Source organism: Mixta sp. Marseille-Q2659 (assembly GCF_940807255.1).
In the GTDB taxonomy this organism is placed as follows: Bacteria; Pseudomonadota; Gammaproteobacteria; order Enterobacterales; family Enterobacteriaceae; genus Mixta.
Map to the genome: position 1 here is coordinate 216,768 of NZ_CALNWY010000001.1, position 15,519 is coordinate 232,286.

General features: G+C 59.8%; 12 protein-coding genes, 3 pseudogenes and 1 riboswitch. Of the genes and pseudogenes, 8 read left to right on the forward strand and 7 right to left on the reverse strand.

From position 1 onward, the window contains the following. Nucleotides 1-63: 63 nt before the first annotated feature. Nucleotides 64-1,215, reverse strand: coding sequence for a DUF1624 domain-containing protein (locus P3C52_RS01030; protein WP_275553376.1), 1,152 nt, complete (start codon nt 1,213-1,215; stop codon nt 64-66). A 198-nt stretch (nt 1,216-1,413) separates the two neighbouring features. Next, nucleotides 1,414-1,551, reverse strand: a pseudogene (gene nadS, locus P3C52_RS01035) (NadS family protein); the annotation flags it as partial. A gap of 40 nt (nt 1,552-1,591) precedes the next feature. Continuing rightward, a riboswitch (Fluoride riboswitch) is annotated at nt 1,592-1,666 on the forward strand. Nucleotides 1,667-1,759: 93 nt separating this feature from the next. Here nadS and crcB point away from each other — a divergent pair. Further along, the gene (crcB, locus tag P3C52_RS01040; protein WP_275553377.1) at nt 1,760-2,137 is read left to right on the forward strand and encodes a fluoride efflux transporter CrcB; all 378 of its coding nucleotides are present in this window, start codon (nt 1,760-1,762) and stop codon (nt 2,135-2,137) included. A gap of 74 nt (nt 2,138-2,211) precedes the next feature. Further along, nucleotides 2,212-3,030 (forward strand): sugar phosphate isomerase/epimerase family protein, encoded by an 819-nt coding sequence (locus P3C52_RS01045; RefSeq protein ID WP_275553378.1) that lies wholly within the window; start codon nt 2,212-2,214, stop codon nt 3,028-3,030. Between the two features lie 7 nt (nt 3,031-3,037). On the opposite strand, the gene P3C52_RS01050 is transcribed toward P3C52_RS01045, so the two are convergent. After that, nucleotides 3,038-3,649: a prolyl oligopeptidase family serine peptidase gene (locus P3C52_RS01050; RefSeq protein WP_275553379.1), complete on the reverse strand. Its 612-nt coding sequence runs from the start codon at nt 3,647-3,649 to the stop codon at nt 3,038-3,040. Between the two features lie 111 nt (nt 3,650-3,760). On the opposite strand from P3C52_RS01050, the gene P3C52_RS01055 reads away from it, so the two are divergent. Further along, nucleotides 3,761-5,593, forward strand: a complete 1,833-nt coding sequence (locus P3C52_RS01055; protein WP_275553380.1) for an ABC transporter ATP-binding protein — start codon at nt 3,761-3,763, stop codon at nt 5,591-5,593. Here P3C52_RS01055 and P3C52_RS01060 read toward each other — a convergent pair. The 4 genes and pseudogenes from P3C52_RS01060 to P3C52_RS01075 all read right to left on the reverse strand — a co-directional run. Next, nucleotides 5,590-6,720, reverse strand: coding sequence for a GNAT family N-acetyltransferase (locus tag P3C52_RS01060; RefSeq protein WP_275553381.1), 1,131 nt, complete (start codon nt 6,718-6,720; stop codon nt 5,590-5,592). The genes P3C52_RS01055 and P3C52_RS01060 overlap by 4 nt on opposite strands. A gap of 86 nt (nt 6,721-6,806) precedes the next feature. Further along, entirely contained in the window at nt 6,807-7,571 is a 765-nt protein-coding gene (locus P3C52_RS01065; RefSeq protein ID WP_275553382.1) for a hypothetical protein, read from the reverse strand. Nucleotide 7,572: 1 nt separating this feature from the next. Further along, nucleotides 7,573-7,770: a hypothetical protein gene (locus tag P3C52_RS01070; protein ID WP_275553383.1), complete on the reverse strand. Its 198-nt coding sequence runs from the start codon at nt 7,768-7,770 to the stop codon at nt 7,573-7,575. Nucleotides 7,771-8,028: 258 nt separating this feature from the next. Then, nucleotides 8,029-8,192 (reverse strand): annotated as a pseudogene (locus P3C52_RS01075) (type II toxin-antitoxin system RelE/ParE family toxin); the annotation flags it as partial. A gap of 165 nt (nt 8,193-8,357) precedes the next feature. Here P3C52_RS01075 and kdpF point away from each other — a divergent pair. From kdpF to kdpD, 5 genes and pseudogenes are all read left to right on the forward strand, one after another. Further along, the gene (gene kdpF / locus P3C52_RS01080; protein ID WP_275553384.1) at nt 8,358-8,447 is read left to right on the forward strand and encodes a K(+)-transporting ATPase subunit F; all 90 of its coding nucleotides are present in this window, start codon (nt 8,358-8,360) and stop codon (nt 8,445-8,447) included. Further along, the gene (gene kdpA / locus P3C52_RS01085) at nt 8,447-10,126 is read left to right on the forward strand and encodes a potassium-transporting ATPase subunit KdpA (protein WP_275553385.1); all 1,680 of its coding nucleotides are present in this window, start codon (nt 8,447-8,449) and stop codon (nt 10,124-10,126) included. Before kdpF ends, kdpA begins: the two co-directional genes overlap by 1 nt. A 15-nt stretch (nt 10,127-10,141) precedes the next feature. Further along, entirely contained in the window at nt 10,142-12,190 is a 2,049-nt protein-coding gene (kdpB, locus tag P3C52_RS01090) for a potassium-transporting ATPase subunit KdpB (protein WP_275553386.1), read from the forward strand. Between the two features lie 10 nt (nt 12,191-12,200). Next, entirely contained in the window at nt 12,201-12,779 is a 579-nt protein-coding gene (gene kdpC / locus P3C52_RS01095; protein WP_275553387.1) for a potassium-transporting ATPase subunit KdpC, read from the forward strand. Nucleotides 12,780-12,804: 25 nt separating this feature from the next. Next, nucleotides 12,805-15,482: pseudogene (kdpD, locus tag P3C52_RS01100) on the forward strand (two-component system sensor histidine kinase KdpD). Nucleotides 15,483-15,519: the final 37 nt, after the last annotated feature.

The following is a 15,519-nucleotide window of genomic DNA, read 5'->3' on the forward strand; positions in this document are numbered from 1 at the left end:
TTTCTCCGCGCCAGTTCTGTAGCGCTTCAGCATCGGCGATAATTCACGCAGCGGCAAGGGCCGTTAAAAATATTTCAGCCAGCGAATGTCGCGCCGCTGCTGCTTCAAACGAGCAAAAGCGCGCACCGGCCACCAGAGCAGCAGCGCCAGTACCAGCGTACAAAGCCAGAGCTGCCAGACGGCATCGAAGCCGAACCAGTCGCCCTGATTTTTGCCCCAGCGCGCCACCGCAACCAGATAAAGCGCTTTCAATACATAAAGGTGCAGCAGATAGAAAAACATCGGCGCGCTGCCGAACACCGCCAGCCAGGCGATCAACGCGCTTTTGCCTTCAAACCGCTCGAACAGCGCCAGCAATGCGAGGCCAACAGCCAGCGTCAGGCAGATAAACAACAGGGAAGGCGGATATTTGGTGATATTAAAAAACGCCATCGCGCTTTCGCCCAGCGTATTGCCTGGCTGCCAGGGCTTTTCGCCATAGCCGTTGAGCAGGCGCAGCACTACAAACAGCCCCAGCAGTGCGGCGGAAGTGCCCAGCAAAATATTGCGTCTCGCCGCGCCCGACCAGGCTGGCTGCCAGAGCTGGCCCGCGCTGTAGCCCAGCGCAATCACGCCGATCCACGGCAATACCGGATAAGAGGTGCGCATGCGCAGGGAATCGCCGATCTCAATCCAGCCGCGATCGTGCAGGATGGCCCACGGCAGATGCCACGGCGAACCGGGCGCGGCATGCAGGTTATCCAGCAGATTATGGCCTGCCACCAGCACCACGCCGAGCGTTACGATGGCCCACAGCGGCAGCCAAAGCAGCGCGCCGAGCGCCAGCATACTCAGGCCGATCGCCCAAATGACCTGTAGATAAAGCACTTCCGGCGGGAAGCTAAAGGTCCAGGCGAAGTTAACCAGCGTCAGTTCCAGCGCAACCAGCACTAAACCGCGCTTGATTAAAAACAGCGACACCGCGCGGCGGCTCAGCTTCTTTTGTTGATAAAGCGCGGCGGAAAGCCCGGTGAGGAAAACAAAAACCGGCGCGCAGAGATGCGCCAGCGAACGGCTGATAAACAGCGCCGGATCGGTGTTCGCCACATCGATCGGATCGCCAAGCTGTTTATGGAGATAAAAGGTTTCACGGACATGATCCAGCAACATTAACAGGATCACCAGACCACGCAGCGCATCAATACCCTGCAGACGTTGAACAAGCTTATCGGACATTTCCTTTTCCCAAAGGTATAAAAAGAAATGTTATATCATAACAAATAAGGCTGGCTCAAGACTGGGCGGTTGGCGAACGCTACGGTACTGGTGTCCAAATGAAAGACCTGTAACAAAAAGGCTCCTGCTCAGAAAGCACTAAAAAACGCCCGATAATTTTAAATGGCGTTTTTTAGGGTTGCTGTACCTGAGAAGGGTTTAGCGTGACGCCAGTTCCCGGAAAAAGGCCGGATTTGCCTGAATGGTGGCCAGGACTTTCGCTGCCAGACCCGTTGGGTTGCGCCTTTTGCTTTCCCAGCTTTTAATCATATCAACGCTGGTTCCCAGCGCTTGCGCTGCAACCTGCTATTGTCTGGCGTTAGCGCGGCCGCTACACTAGCCGCCGGGTGATGGCGTTCCACCTTTCCCAACCGCTTCTCTTCTTTTGAGAGCTGATGACGCCTGACACGACGCTTTCTTTCGGGGAAGGTGTACGCATGTCAGGATGTCTGCTTCTCCTTCGTGCGACACACCTTTGTGCATCAACATCAACACGGATACGACAATGTTGAAATCAATGCTGGCAGTCATGCTGGGTGGCGCCGCAGGCTGTACGCTGCGCTGGCTTATCTCTTTACGCTTTAACGCGCTGTTTCCCAATCTGCCGCCGGGCACGCTGCTGGTTAATCTGGCCGGCGGCTTTATCATCGGTATGGCGACCGCCTGGTTTATGAAAAATCCGCAGCTTTCCCCGGAGTGGAAACTGCTGATCGTGACCGGTTTATGCGGCGGCCTGACCACCTTTTCCACCTTCTCCGCTGAAATCATGCTGCTGATGCAGAGCGGTAAATACCTGTGGGCGATGGGCCACGTGATGATTCACGTCATTGGCTCGCTACTGATGACCTTTGCCGGGTTTGCGCTGGTCAATCTGCTGGGCTGAGCCGAATACCTTCTACAGTTAAACAGGGCGGCGCGATCGACCGCGCCGGACGTCCCGTTAAACAAGGAGAAAAGATGACACTTAACCGTACATTTTTAAATTTGGTATTGCTGGACGGCGAGCCGCTGACGCTGCTGCAGGCGGCGAAGCAGGCCGGTTTTGATGAGGTGGAAATCTGGCAGGAGAACGTCGAGGCAGCGGAGGGCGGTGCGGCGGCCGTACGCGCTCAGGCGCAGCAGTTGGGGCTGGGTTTTACCAACTGCCAGGTGCTGCGCGATTTTGCGGGCGCGCCGCTCAGTTTGCGTAAGGAAAAACGTCAGCAGGCGCAGCAGTTCTTCCGGCTGGCGCAGGCGCTTGGCTGCCAGACGGTGCAGGCGCCCGCCTGTACGCGAGACGATTGCCAGGCGGAGCTGATTGATGAGGACTTACGCTGGCTTTCTACCGAGGCGGCGCGCCATGATTTACGCGTTATGTATGAGCCGATGGCCTGGAGCAGCATTGATAATCGCCTGCTGCCGACCTGGCAGCGGCTGCAGCGGCTCGATCTGCCTAACGTCGGGCTGGTGGTGGATCTGTTTCATATCGCCGCGCGCGGCGATGACGCCAGCGTACTGGAAAACATCCCGCCAGAGCGGATTTACGAAGTACAGCTGTGCGATATGGCCGAAGCGGTGACGCCGGAGAATATGGCGCGGCTGCTCGATACCGCGCGTCATCATCGGCTGCTGCCCGGCGATGGCATATTGCCGGTAGCGGAGTATGTTTCCGTTCTGAAGCGTCAGGGCTATCGCGGTCCGGTAGGCATCGAAGTGTTTAACGATGAACTGAAACAGCAGTCGCCGCAGATCGCTGCAGAGCAGGCATTTGCCGCGCTGCGCCGTTGCTGGGTATAAGCGGCGGTTATGCGCCGTCGCCGTTAAAGCAGCGGCTGATAAAATTGACCGCGCGCTGGGCGCCGGAGCCGGAAATAGTATGGCCGACGCCCATCTCATACAACGTTTCCACCGGCACGCCCGCCGCCTTCAGCCGCAGCGCGGCGGATTCGGTCTCCTCCCACGGGATAACCGGATCGGCTCTGCCGTGAACCAACAGCACCGGCGCATGGGGCACCGGCATTAACGGATCGGGCGTCGCCAGACGACCGGAAAAGGCTACCACGCCCGCCAGCGGCCAGCGACCGGAAGCCAGCGCATCCAGCGCCATAATCGATCCCTGTGAAAACCCGACCAGCAGCACCTTTTCCGGCTGCGTGATTTGATGCGCGCTCAGCAGGCCATGCAGCATTTTATCGAAGGCGGCGCGCGCCTCTTTAACCCGTTCGGCACGGTTTTGCGCCGTTACGCCGTCAAGACTGAACCACTGAAAGCCAGGGCCGTGATCGAAACGAAAGGGCGCATCGGGCGCGGCGAATGCGGTTGCGGGCAACAGCGGCGCCCAGTGCGGGCCAAGTCCGGCCAAATCGTCGCCATTACTGCCAACGCCGTGCAGAAAAATCACCAGTTTTTTTGTCATCGTTGCCTCCACGCTGAAAGTTTTAGCATGCGCTTTTAGATTCCGCAGTTAAACCCCCGTGGCAATATGCACTAAGCTCAGTAGTCTGTCGGTTAAAAAGTGAGCGTGCGTATGCTGTTTCGCCGTTTCGAACGTTATATCAATATTTTCCAGGATGCACCCGGCGACGCCCCGCCGGATACGGTCGGGGCCTTCTATCGTTATTTTCTCCGGCAGGTATGGCGCAGTTTCGCGGCGCTGCTGGCTGTTGGCCTGATTGCCTCGCTGATTGAGGTGGCGCTCTATCGCTATCTGAGCCAGCTTATTGATATGGTCAACGCCTCAACGCCTGCCAACTTTTTCCAGGAACACTGGGGGGCGCTGCTGTGGATGGCGGCGGTGGCGATGGTACTGCGACCCTTGTTTATCGGGCTGCACGATCTGCTGATTCACCAAAGCATCGGCCCCAGCCTGGGCAGCCTGATTTTGTGGCAAAACCACAGCTATGTTTTGCGCCAGAGCCTGAAGTTTTTCCAGAACGATTTTTCCGGACGTATCGCCCAGCGGATTATGCAGACCGGTAATGCGCTGCGCGATTCGGCAGTACAGATTGTCGATGCCATCTGGCACGTCTCGATTTATGCCATTACTTCGCTGGTGCTGTTTGCCGAGGCGGACTGGCGTCTGATGCTGCCCCTGATTATCTGGATCGTCGCTTACGCCGCCACGCTGCGCTTCTTTGTGCCGCGCATTAAGGCGCGCTCGGTGATCTCCTCTGAGGCGCGCTCGAAGCTGATGGGCTGCATCGTTGATGGCTACACCAACATCACCACGCTGAAGCTGTTTGCCCATACCGATCTGGAGCAGCGCTACGCGCAGGAGGCGATCGGTGAGCAAACCGAGAAAACCCAGCGCGCCAGCCGCATGCTGACCAGTATGGACGTCACGCTCTCTACGCTGAATGGTCTGCTGATTGGCAGCACCTGTGGACTGGCGCTGTGGCTGTGGAGCGAGTCGCTGATTACCGTCGGCGCGATTGCGCTGGTCACCGGCCTGGTGATCCGTATTGTGAATATGTCCGGCTGGATTATGTGGGTGGTCAACGGCATTTTTGACAACATCGGGACGGTGCAGGATGGATTAAGCACCATCGCCCAGCCGCTGAGCGTTACCGATGCGCCAAACGCGCAGCCGCTGCGCGTCAACCAGGGCGCGATTCGCTTTGAGCATGTGCGCTTTGATTACGGTGGCGGCCGCCAGGTGATTAACGACCTCAACCTGGAGATTAAACCCGGCGAGAAAATTGGGCTGATCGGTCCGTCGGGCGCCGGGAAATCAACGCTGGTCAACCTGTTACTGCGGCTGTATGACCTGAACGGCGGCAGCATCAGCATTGACGGGCAGAATATTAATCAGGTAACCCAGACCAGCCTGCGCGCGCAGATCGGCATGATTACCCAGGACACCTCGCTGCTGCACCGTTCCATTCGTGACAATCTGCTGTATGGCCGCCCGGATGCGACAGAGGAGGAGCTGTGGACGGCGATCCGCCGCGCGCGCGCCGACGAGTTTATTCCACTGCTCTCCGATAATCAGGGGCGCACCGGACTTGATGCGCACCTCGGCGAGCGCGGCGTAAAGCTTTCCGGCGGTCAGCGTCAACGCATCGCCATTGCCCGCGTGCTGCTGAAAGATGCGCCGATTTTGATTATGGATGAGGCCACCTCGGCGCTGGATTCAGAAGTGGAGGCGGCGATTCAGGAGAGCCTGGATACCCTGATGGAAGGCAAAACGGTGATCGCCATTGCCCACCGGCTTTCCACCATCGCCCGCCTGGATCGACTGGTGGTGTTGCAGCAGGGCAAAATTATCGAAATCGGCAATCATCAACAGCTGCTGGCACATAACGGCCTGTATGCGCGCCTCTGGCGTCACCAGACCGGCAACTTCGTCGGCGATCATTAAGCCTGTTCTCCCCGGCGGTAGGGCAGCGCACGGCGCGCTTCCTCCGCCCATTGCTGAATACCCGCCCGTTCCTGCTGTAAAAAATCGCCGACCGCCTCGCGCAATCCCTCATGGCGCAGATAGTGCCAGGAGTGCGTGATAATCGGTTCGAAGCCGCGCACCAGCTTGTGTTCACCCTGCGCGCCCGCGTCGAAATGGCGCAGGCCGTGGGCGATGGCGAACTCCATGCCCTGCCAGAAACAGGTTTCAAAGTGCAAACGGTCGAACTCCGCCAGGCAGCCCCAGTAACGACCATAAAGCGTATCGTCACTGACCAGACTGAAGGCCATCGCCACCGGCTGCGCTTCGCGCTGGGCGAAAACCACGCGGATCGCGTCGGGCATCCGCTCCGCCAGCAGGCTGAAAAAATCCCGCGTCAAATAGGGCAGCTGGCCGCGCACCGCATAGGTATTGGCGTAGCAGGTATAAACAAAATCCCACTGCGCTTCGCTCAGTTCGCCGCCGCTCAGCCAGTGAAAAGTGATGCCATTGGCGGCGACCTGCTCGCGCTCCTTGCGGATCTGTTTGCGCTTGCGCGACATCAGCGTATCCAAAAAGTCCTGAAAATCGCGGTAGCCGGGATTGTGCCAGTGATACTGACAGCCGAGGCGCGGCAGCCAGCCGGATTGCGTGGCCAGCAGGTCATCGCTGTGCCGATCGGTAAAATTGATATGCGCGCCGGAAAGCCCACGCTGCGCCAGCGCGTCAGGCAAGGCCCCAAGCAACGCCTTCAGCGCTGAGGTTTCGCCCAGCAGGCGCGGCCCGCTGACCGGCGTAAACGGCACCGCGCCCAGCCATTTGGGGTAATAGCGGATACCGGCGCGATGGCAGGCATCCGCCCAGCTGTGATCGAACACATATTCGCCCCAGGAGTGATTTTTCAGGTAGCCTGGCAGCGCGGCGCGCAAGTGTCCCTGTTCCTGCCAGACCAGATGCTGCGGCTGCCAGCCGCTTTCTGCGCCAACGCTGCCGCTCTCTTCCAGCGAGTGCAGAAAAGCGTGACGTAAAAAAGGCGCCTTATCCGGCAGCAGCGCATCCCAGTCGGCGGCGGAGACGGCGGCAAGCGAAGAGAGAAAGGAGAGCGACATCAACAAACTCCGGCAAAGAGCGGGCGCGCTAATTTGCCCGCCCGCGAGTGAAATTTCACCTTAGCATATTCTTCCGGCGCGGCGGGCTAGTCGCTGTCTTCGCGCATATTTAATGCCAGCGCGCTGGCAGGATCGAACAGCGACAGGCTTTCGATCTGATCGAGCAGGATCACTTTGCGGAAATCGAGCGCTGACTGCGGCTCGGAGGTCAACGTAATGTCATGTCTGGCGTACCAGGCGCTGTAATTATGTTCCACCACCAGATCGAGGGAGTTCTTGTCGCGATAGCCGCTCAGCATCGGAATCAACACCAGGTTATTGGCATCGGAGCTGTCAAATGAGGAGGACATAATCATCCCGATATAGATGCGGTGCGAGGTAAGGGTAATCCAGGCCAGATCGCCGCTTTCCATACATTGATAAAGCAGATGCTCCACGCCGTTGGCGCGCGTCAGTGAGTTATAGAGTTCACGCCGACCACGACCATCAAGACGCGCACTGCCCGCCCAGTTAGAACGATAGAGGCAAAACAGCACGGCAAAGGTCAACATAATAACGACCGGCGCCTGAATGCCGAGGAAGCTCCAGTTCATAAATTCAATATGGTAACGATGATGCTCGGTACCGAAATATTGCGGCAGCTCGTTCATGACTGCTGAAGCGCCCAATAATGTCAGCCAGACAAGCGCCGTGGCAATCACGCCCTGAATAACGAAAATACAGCCGTAAAGCGCGACCAGGAAATAAACGTCCCAGCCAAAAGTGCGTTTGAATTTAAAGCGAGTGGAGAGATCGCGGCTGCTGTACCAGTAGCCGCACACCATCAGCACCATAAATATCGCGGTTCCCATCTTATGCCCTCTTTAGCGCATCGACATGGCGGGCAAAATCGTTCTGCACCTCCCTGCTGTGAATATTGACCATCGCGCTGCCATTTTCATCGATAACGATACGATCGCCATCTTCAATGGAATCCTGCACATCATCTTGTGACATTACCTGTAAGAGCTTTTCCGGGCTGGTGAACAATGAACGAATCAGTTTTAACATCACTTTCCTCCTTTGCCAGTAAGTGTAGGAAGGGATGGCGGCTTTGGGGGAAGATCTGTCTGAATCAGAGAACGAAACGGTAAAAAAGACGGGGTCGCGTGGCGAGGGTAGCATTGGGTGTATAACTGCGCCCTTTGGTCAGGGAGCGGAGTTCGGCGCAGGCCTTAAAGGTTACAGGAGTGGTAACAGAGGCGCTGATTCTGGTTACAGAGCCCGGTGCTGGAAGTAGACGGCGGCTTCTACATCGTTTCGGATGCTCTATTTTGTTGGTCCCTGGTATCCGGCTTCTTTTTGGTGACGGATTGTAATGATCACTACTCGATCTGTTTCCCGATCGTGTCGATAGAGCATCACATAACCACTATCACCAAACCGATGACCCGTTCCTGATATTCCAGCGGGAGATACGGGACTGGACGGCCTCTTCGTATTTACTACCACGCTGGTAAACGACCAACTGCTATTGTTACCGCCGCTTTCCTCGCCATTTTTATACTTTTTTTACACCGCGCCCCGCGAATTTAACGCCAATTTTATACGCCGATATCTACCCTTGCGGCTAACTGAAATGCGCCGTGGAGGTGGCTGTGAGTATGGGAATTGTGGCCGGTATCGTGCTGCTGTTTTTACTGTTGGGCTATTTGTTTTACGCCCTGATCAATGCGGAGGCTTTCTGATGATCGCCTCCGCATTTTTACTGGTCGCCAGCTATCTGGTGGTGTTACTGCTGCTGGCGCATCCGCTTGGCAAAGCGCTGGCAGGCATGGTGCGCGACAGGCCGTTGTTGCCCGCGCTGGAGGATATTCTGTGGCGCGTCGGCGGCGTGGATAAAAAAAGCATGGGCTGGCTGCACTATCTGCTGGCGATATTGCTGTTTAACGCGCTGGGTTTGCTGTTGCTAATGGTGATTCTGATGACGCAGCAGGCGCTGCCGCTCAATCCGCAGCAGCTGCCTAACCTGAGCTGGCATCTGGCGCTGAACACCGCCGTCAGCTTTGTTACCAACACCAACTGGCAATCCTACGCCGGCGAAACCACCCTGAGCAATCTCAGCCAGATGGTGTGCCTGACGGTACAGAACTTCCTGTCGGCGGCAACCGGCATCGCCGTAGCGTTCGCCTTAATACGCGGTTTCGCCAGTAAATCGCTGGCGACGCTCGGCAATGCCTGGCGCGATCTGGCGCGCATCACACTGTTTGTGCTGCTACCGCTGAGCCTGATTATCGCGCTGCTGCTGGTGAGCCAGGGTGTGGTGCAGACGCTGAGCGCCAGCGTCGATCTGCAAACGCTGGAAGGCGCAAAGCAGACGCTGGCGCTGGGCCCGGTCGCCTCGCAGGAAGCGATTAAAATGCTCGGCACCAACGGCGGCGGCTTCTTTAACGTTAACTCCGCGCATCCGTTTGAAAACCCCACCGCCATCAGCAACTTCATCGAAATGCTGGCGATTTTCCTGATCCCCGCCGCGCTCTGCTTCACCTTTGGCGAAGTGGTCAGCGATCGGCGTCAGGGACACGCGCTGCTCTGGAGCATGACCATCATGTTTGTTGCCGCGGTTGCGGTGGTGATGTGGGCTGAACTGCGCGGCAACCCGCACTTTCTTACGCTCGGCGCCGACAGCGCCATCAATATGGAAGGCAAAGAGACGCGCTTCGGCATTCTGAATTCCAGCCTGTTCGCGGTGATAACCACGGCGGCCTCCTGCGGCGCGGTAAACGCCATGCACGACTCCTTTACTGCGTTGGGCGGCATGATCCCGATGTGGCTGATGCAGCTGGGCGAAGTGGTGTTCGGCGGCGTCGGCGCAGGGCTGTATGGGATGCTGCTGTTTGTGGTGCTGGCGGTGTTTATTGCCGGGCTGATGATTGGCCGCACGCCCGAATACCTCGGCAAAAAAATCGACGTGCGCGAAATGAAGCTGACCGCGCTGGCGATTCTGGTGACGCCGATGCTGGTGCTGCTCGGCAGCGCGCTGGCGATGATGACCGACGCCGGACGCGCAGGCATGGCGAATCCGGGCACGCACGGCTTCAGCGAAGTGCTGTACGCCGTCTCCTCGGCAGCCAACAACAATGGCAGCGCCTTCGCCGGACTGAGCGCCAATACGCCGTTCTGGAACCTGCTGCTGGCGTTTTGCATGTTGGTCGGGCGCTTCGGCATCATCATTCCGGTGATGGCGATTGCCGGTTCGCTGGCGGCCAAGCGCATCCAGCCGGTCAGCAGCGGCACCTTGCCGACGCACGGCCCGCTGTTTGTCTGCCTGCTGATCGGCACCGTGTTGCTGGTCGGTGCGCTGACCTTTATTCCTGCGCTGGCACTGGGGCCGGTGGCAGAACATTTACAACTGATTTCGCGTTAACGGGCGGAGAAGCTGATGAGTCGTCAACAACAGGCGCTGTTTGATGCAGCGCTGATGCGCGCCGCAATCGTCGATGCGGTCAAAAAACTGCATCCGCGCGTGCAGTTTCGTAATCCGGTGATGTTTTTGGTGTATCTCGGCAGCGTGCTGACCACGCTGCTGGCGGCGGCGATGGTCGCCGGACAGGCAGAGGGCGACGCAGGCTTTACCGGCGCGATCGCGCTGTGGCTCTGGTTTACCGTGCTGTTTGCCAACTTTGCCGAGGCGCTGGCGGAAGGGCGCAGCAAGGCGCAGGCCAACAGTCTGAAAGGGGTGAAAAAAACCAGCTTCGCGAAAAAGCTCCCGGCGGCGCGTCACGATGCGGCCTGGCAACAGGTGGCGGCGGAAACGCTACGCAAGGGAGACTGGGTGCTGGTGGAAGCGGGCGATATTATCCCGTGCGACGGCGAGGTGGTGGAAGGCGGTGCGTCGGTGGATGAAAGCGCGATAACCGGCGAATCGGCGCCGGTTATCCGTGAATCGGGCGGCGACTTCGCCTCCGTCACCGGCGGCACGCGCATCCTCTCCGACTGGCTGGTGATCCAGTGCAGCGTCAATCCGGGCGAAACCTTTCTCGATCGAATGATCGCGATGGTGGAAGGGGCGAAGCGCCGTAAAACGCCGAATGAAATCGCGCTGAGCATTCTGCTGATCTCGCTGACCATCGTCTTTCTGCTGGCGACCGCCACGCTGTGGCCATTCTCCGCCTGGGGCGGCCATGCGGTCAGCGTCACGGTGCTGGTGGCGCTGCTGGTCTGCCTGATCCCGACCACCATCGGCGGGCTGCTCTCCGCCATTGGCGTAGCGGGCATGAGCCGGATGCTGGGCGCAAACGTGATCGCCACCAGCGGACGCGCTGTCGAGGCGGCGGGTGATGTGGACGTGCTGCTGTTGGATAAAACCGGCACCATTACGCTCGGCAACCGCCAGGCGACCCGCTTTATGCCCGCGCCGGGCGTCAGCGAACAGCAGCTGGCAGATGCGGCGCAGCTCGCGTCGCTGGCGGACGAAACGCCGGAAGGGCGTAGCATCGTGGTGCTGGCGAAGCAGAAATTCAATTTGCGCGAGCGCGACCTGCAAAGCATGGATGCCACCTTTATTCCCTTCTCGGCGCAAACGCGCATGAGCGGCGTCAATGTGCAGGATCGCAGCATTCGCAAAGGGGCGGTGGACGCGGTGCGCAAGCATATCGCCGCCAATCACGGCGTGTTCCCGCCGCAGGTGGAGGCACTGGTGGAAGAGGTGGCGCGCAGCGGCGGCACGCCGCTGGTGGTCGCGGAAAACGAACGGGTGATGGGCGTGGTGGCGCTGAAGGATATTGTGAAGGGCGGCATCCGCGAACGCTTCGCCGAACTGCGCAAAATGGGCATCAAGACCGTGATGATCACCGGCGACAACCCGTTAACTGCGGCGGCGATTGCGGCAGAGGCGGGCGTGGACGATTTTCTTTCTGAGGCGACGCCGGAAGCGAAGCTGGCGCTGATCCGCCAGTATCAGGCGGAAGGCCGACTGGTGGCGATGACCGGCGACGGCACCAACGACGCGCCCGCGCTGGCGCAGGCGGACGTCGCGGTAGCGATGAACTCCGGTACCCAGGCGGCGAAAGAGGCGGGCAACATGGTCGATCTCGACTCTAACCCGACCAAGCTGCTGGAAGTGGTGCATATCGGCAAACAGATGCTGATGACGCGCGGCTCGCTGACCACTTTCAGTATCGCTAACGACGTGGCGAAATATTTCGCCATCATTCCGGCAGCTTTTGCCGCTACCTACCCGCAGCTCAACATGCTCAACGTGATGCAGCTCCATTCGCCCAACTCCGCCATTCTGTCGGCGGTGATTTTTAACGCGCTGGTGATTGTGTTTCTGATCCCGCTGGCGTTGAAAGGCGTCAGCTATCGCCCGCTGGCGGCGGCGGCGCTGCTGCGTCGTAACCTGTGGCTCTACGGCGTGGGCGGCCTGCTGGTGCCTTTCGTCGGCATTAAGCTGATTGATATTGCGCTCACCCTGTTGGGCTGGGCCTGAGGAGAATGCTATGACGCTTTTACGTCCTGCTCTGACACTGTTTATTCTGCTGGCGCTGCTGACCGGCGGCGTTTATCCGCTGGTCACAACGCAGCTGGCTCAGCGAATTTTTCCGGCGCAGGCCAACGGTTCACTACTGCCGGAGGAGAGCAGCGTGCGCGGTTCGGCGCTGATCGGCCAGGTCTTTACGCGGATGGATTATTTCTGGGGCCGCCCGTCGGCAACGGCGGAAACGCCTTATAACGCGGCGGCCTCGTCGGGCAGCAACCTGGCCGCCAGCAATCCGGCGCTGGACAAGGCGGTGAGCGAACGGGTCGCGATGCTGCGCGCCGCGAACCCGCAGGCCAGCAGCGCGGTGCCGGTCGATCTGGTTACCGCCTCCGCCAGCGGGCTGGACCCGCAAATTTCGCCCGCCGCCGCCGAATGGCAGGCGGCACGCGTGGCGCAGGCGCGCCAGCTGCCGCTCGACACCGTGCAGCGGCTGATTGCCGAAAATACCGATCGTCCGCTGCTGAAATTTCTTGGCGAGCCGGGGGTGAATGTGGTGAAACTAAATATGGCCCTGGATGCGCTGACTACCGCGCGCTGATCGCACCTCTACCTGTTGGAAAGTCATGAACGACGAGAGAGTCCGCCCCGATCCTGACGCCCTGCTGCTGCAGGAGACGCATCGCGGCAAGCTAAAAATCTACTTTGGCGCCTGCGCGGGCGTGGGCAAAACCTTTGCCATGCTGCAGGAGGCGCGGCGGCTGCGCGCTCAGGGGCTGGATGTGCTGGTGGGCATTGTCGAAACGCACGGGCGCGAGGAGACGGCGCGGCTGCTGGAGGGATTAGCGATCCTGCCGCGTCGGGCCACTGGCCGCTCGCGCTATGAGGAGTTCGATCTCGATGCGGCGCTGGCGCGGCGTCCGGCAGTGATCCTGATGGACGAGCTGGCGCACAGCAACGTGCCCGGCTCGCGTCATCCCAAACGCTGGCAGGATATTGATGAGCTGCTGGAAGCGGGCATTGATGTGATGACCACCGTGAACGTTCAGCATCTGGAAAGCCTGAACGACGTGGTGGGCGGCATTACCGGCATTCAGGTGCGCGAGACGGTACCCGATCCCTTTTTCGATAAGGCCGATGAAGTGGTGCTGGTGGATTTGCCGCCGGACGATCTGCGTCAGCGCCTGAAAGAGGGCAAAGTTTACGTTGGCGATCGCGCGGAGCGGGCGATTGAGAACTTTTTTCGCAAAGGCAATCTGTTCGCGCTGCGCGAGCTGGCGCTGCGGCGCACCGCCGATCGGGTGGACGATCAGATGCGCGCCTGGCGCGATGTGCAGGGACGGGAAAAGGTCTGGCATACGCGCGATGCCATTCTGCTCTGCATCGGCGACCATACCGGCAGCGAAAAGCTGGTGCGTACCGCCGCGCGGCTGGCCTCACGGCTCGGCAGCGTCTGGCATGCGGTTTATGTGGAGACGCCGCGGCTTTATCGTCTTTCCGAAGCGCGGCGGCGCGGCATTCTCGCCACGCTGCGGCTGGCGCAGGAGCTGGGCGCGGAAACGGCGGCCCTGACAGAGGGCGACGAAGCACAGGCAGTGCTGCGTTACGCACGCGAGCATAATCTCGGCAAAATTGTGATCGGTCGGCGTCCGACGCGGCGCTGGCGGCGCGACAGCTTTGCCGATCGCCTCGGCAAGCTGGGGCCGGATCTTGATTTAGTGGTGGTGGCGCTGGATGAGACGCCGCGCGAGGCGCCCGGCCAGCTTAATGACACGCGCAGCGTTGGCGAAAAGTGGGCGACACAGCTGCGCGGCATGGCGGCGGCGCTGGTGCTGTGCGGCCTGATTACCGCCATCGGCCAGTTCTGGCTGACCGGCTTCGATACCGCCAACGGCGTAATGATTTACCTGCTGGGCGTGGTGATTATCGCGCTGCGCTATGGCCGCTGGCCGTCGGTGGCGGCGACGGTGATGAACATTCTCGCCTTCGACCTGTTCTTTGTCGCGCCGACCGGCACCATGGCGGTCTCCGATTTACAGTATCTGGTGACCTTTGCGGTGATGCTGGCGGTGGGCGTGATCGTCGGCAACCTGACGGCGGGCGTGCGCTACCAGGCGCGGGTGGCGCGCCACCGCGAACAGCGGGCGCGCTATCTGTATGAAATGGCGCGATCGCTAAGCAGCGCGCTGCGCTATGAGGATATTGCCGCCGCCGGACAGCGCAGCCTGCACGCCACGCTGCAGGCGCGTAGCGCGTTACTGTTGCCGAACCAAAACGGCGAGCTGGCGGTGGTCGGCAGCAGCAGCCTGACGCTGCCGCCCGACGACGCTATCGCCCGCTGGAGCTTCAGCAAAGGGCAGCCCGCCGGGGCCGGAACCGATACGCTGCCCGCCATGCCCTGGCAGATGCTGGTATTGAAAACCCATGACAAAAACTGGGGCTTGCTGGTGATTGAGCCGGATAATCTGCGTCAGTTAATGATCCCGGAACAGCAGCGGCTGCTGGAAACCTACAGCGTCCTGTTGGCGAACGCGCTGGAACGTGTCGCGCTGGCGCGCAGCGAGGCGGCCTCGCGGCTGGCGGCGGAGCGTGAACAGTTGCGTAACGCGCTGCTGTCGGCGCTGTCGCACGATCTACGCACGCCGCTGACGGTGCTGTTCGGCCAGGCGGAAATGCTGATGCTCGATCTCGCCGGAGAGAACTCGAAATTCGCGCCACAGGCCAGTCAGATCCGCGAGCAAACCCTCAGCACCATTCGGCTGGTGAGCAATATGCTCGATATGGCGCGCATCCAGTCGGGCGGCCTGAACCTGCAACAGGAGTGGCTGGCGCTGGAGGAAATTGTCGGCAGCGCGTTAACGCAGCTGGCGACGCTATTGCCGCACGATAATGTTCAGCTGGCGCTGCCGGATCGGCTGATCTGGCTGCACGGCGACAGCACGCTGCTGGAGCGGGTGTTTATCAATCTGCTGGAAAACAGTGTGAAATATGCTGGCGCGCAGACGCCGCGCGGCATTCGTGCTGAGGAACAACACGGTCGACTGGAGATTGAGGTTTGGGACAGCGGGCCGGGCATTCCCGCCGGCGAGGAGGAGAAGATCTTCGACAAGTTTTTCCGGGGCGATAAAGAGTCCGCGGTACCCGGCGTCGGGCTGGGCTGGCGATCTGCAAAGCGATTATTGAAATGCACCACGGTGAAATCAGCGCGCACCCACGGTCAGCGGGCGGCGTCAGCTTCCTGATTTCACTGCCGCAAACGGCACCGCCCGCGCTGCCTGATAGTGTCAACGAAGCGTTGAAATAACTTCACAAACCTTCGGTTATACTTAGCCTCTTTGTTA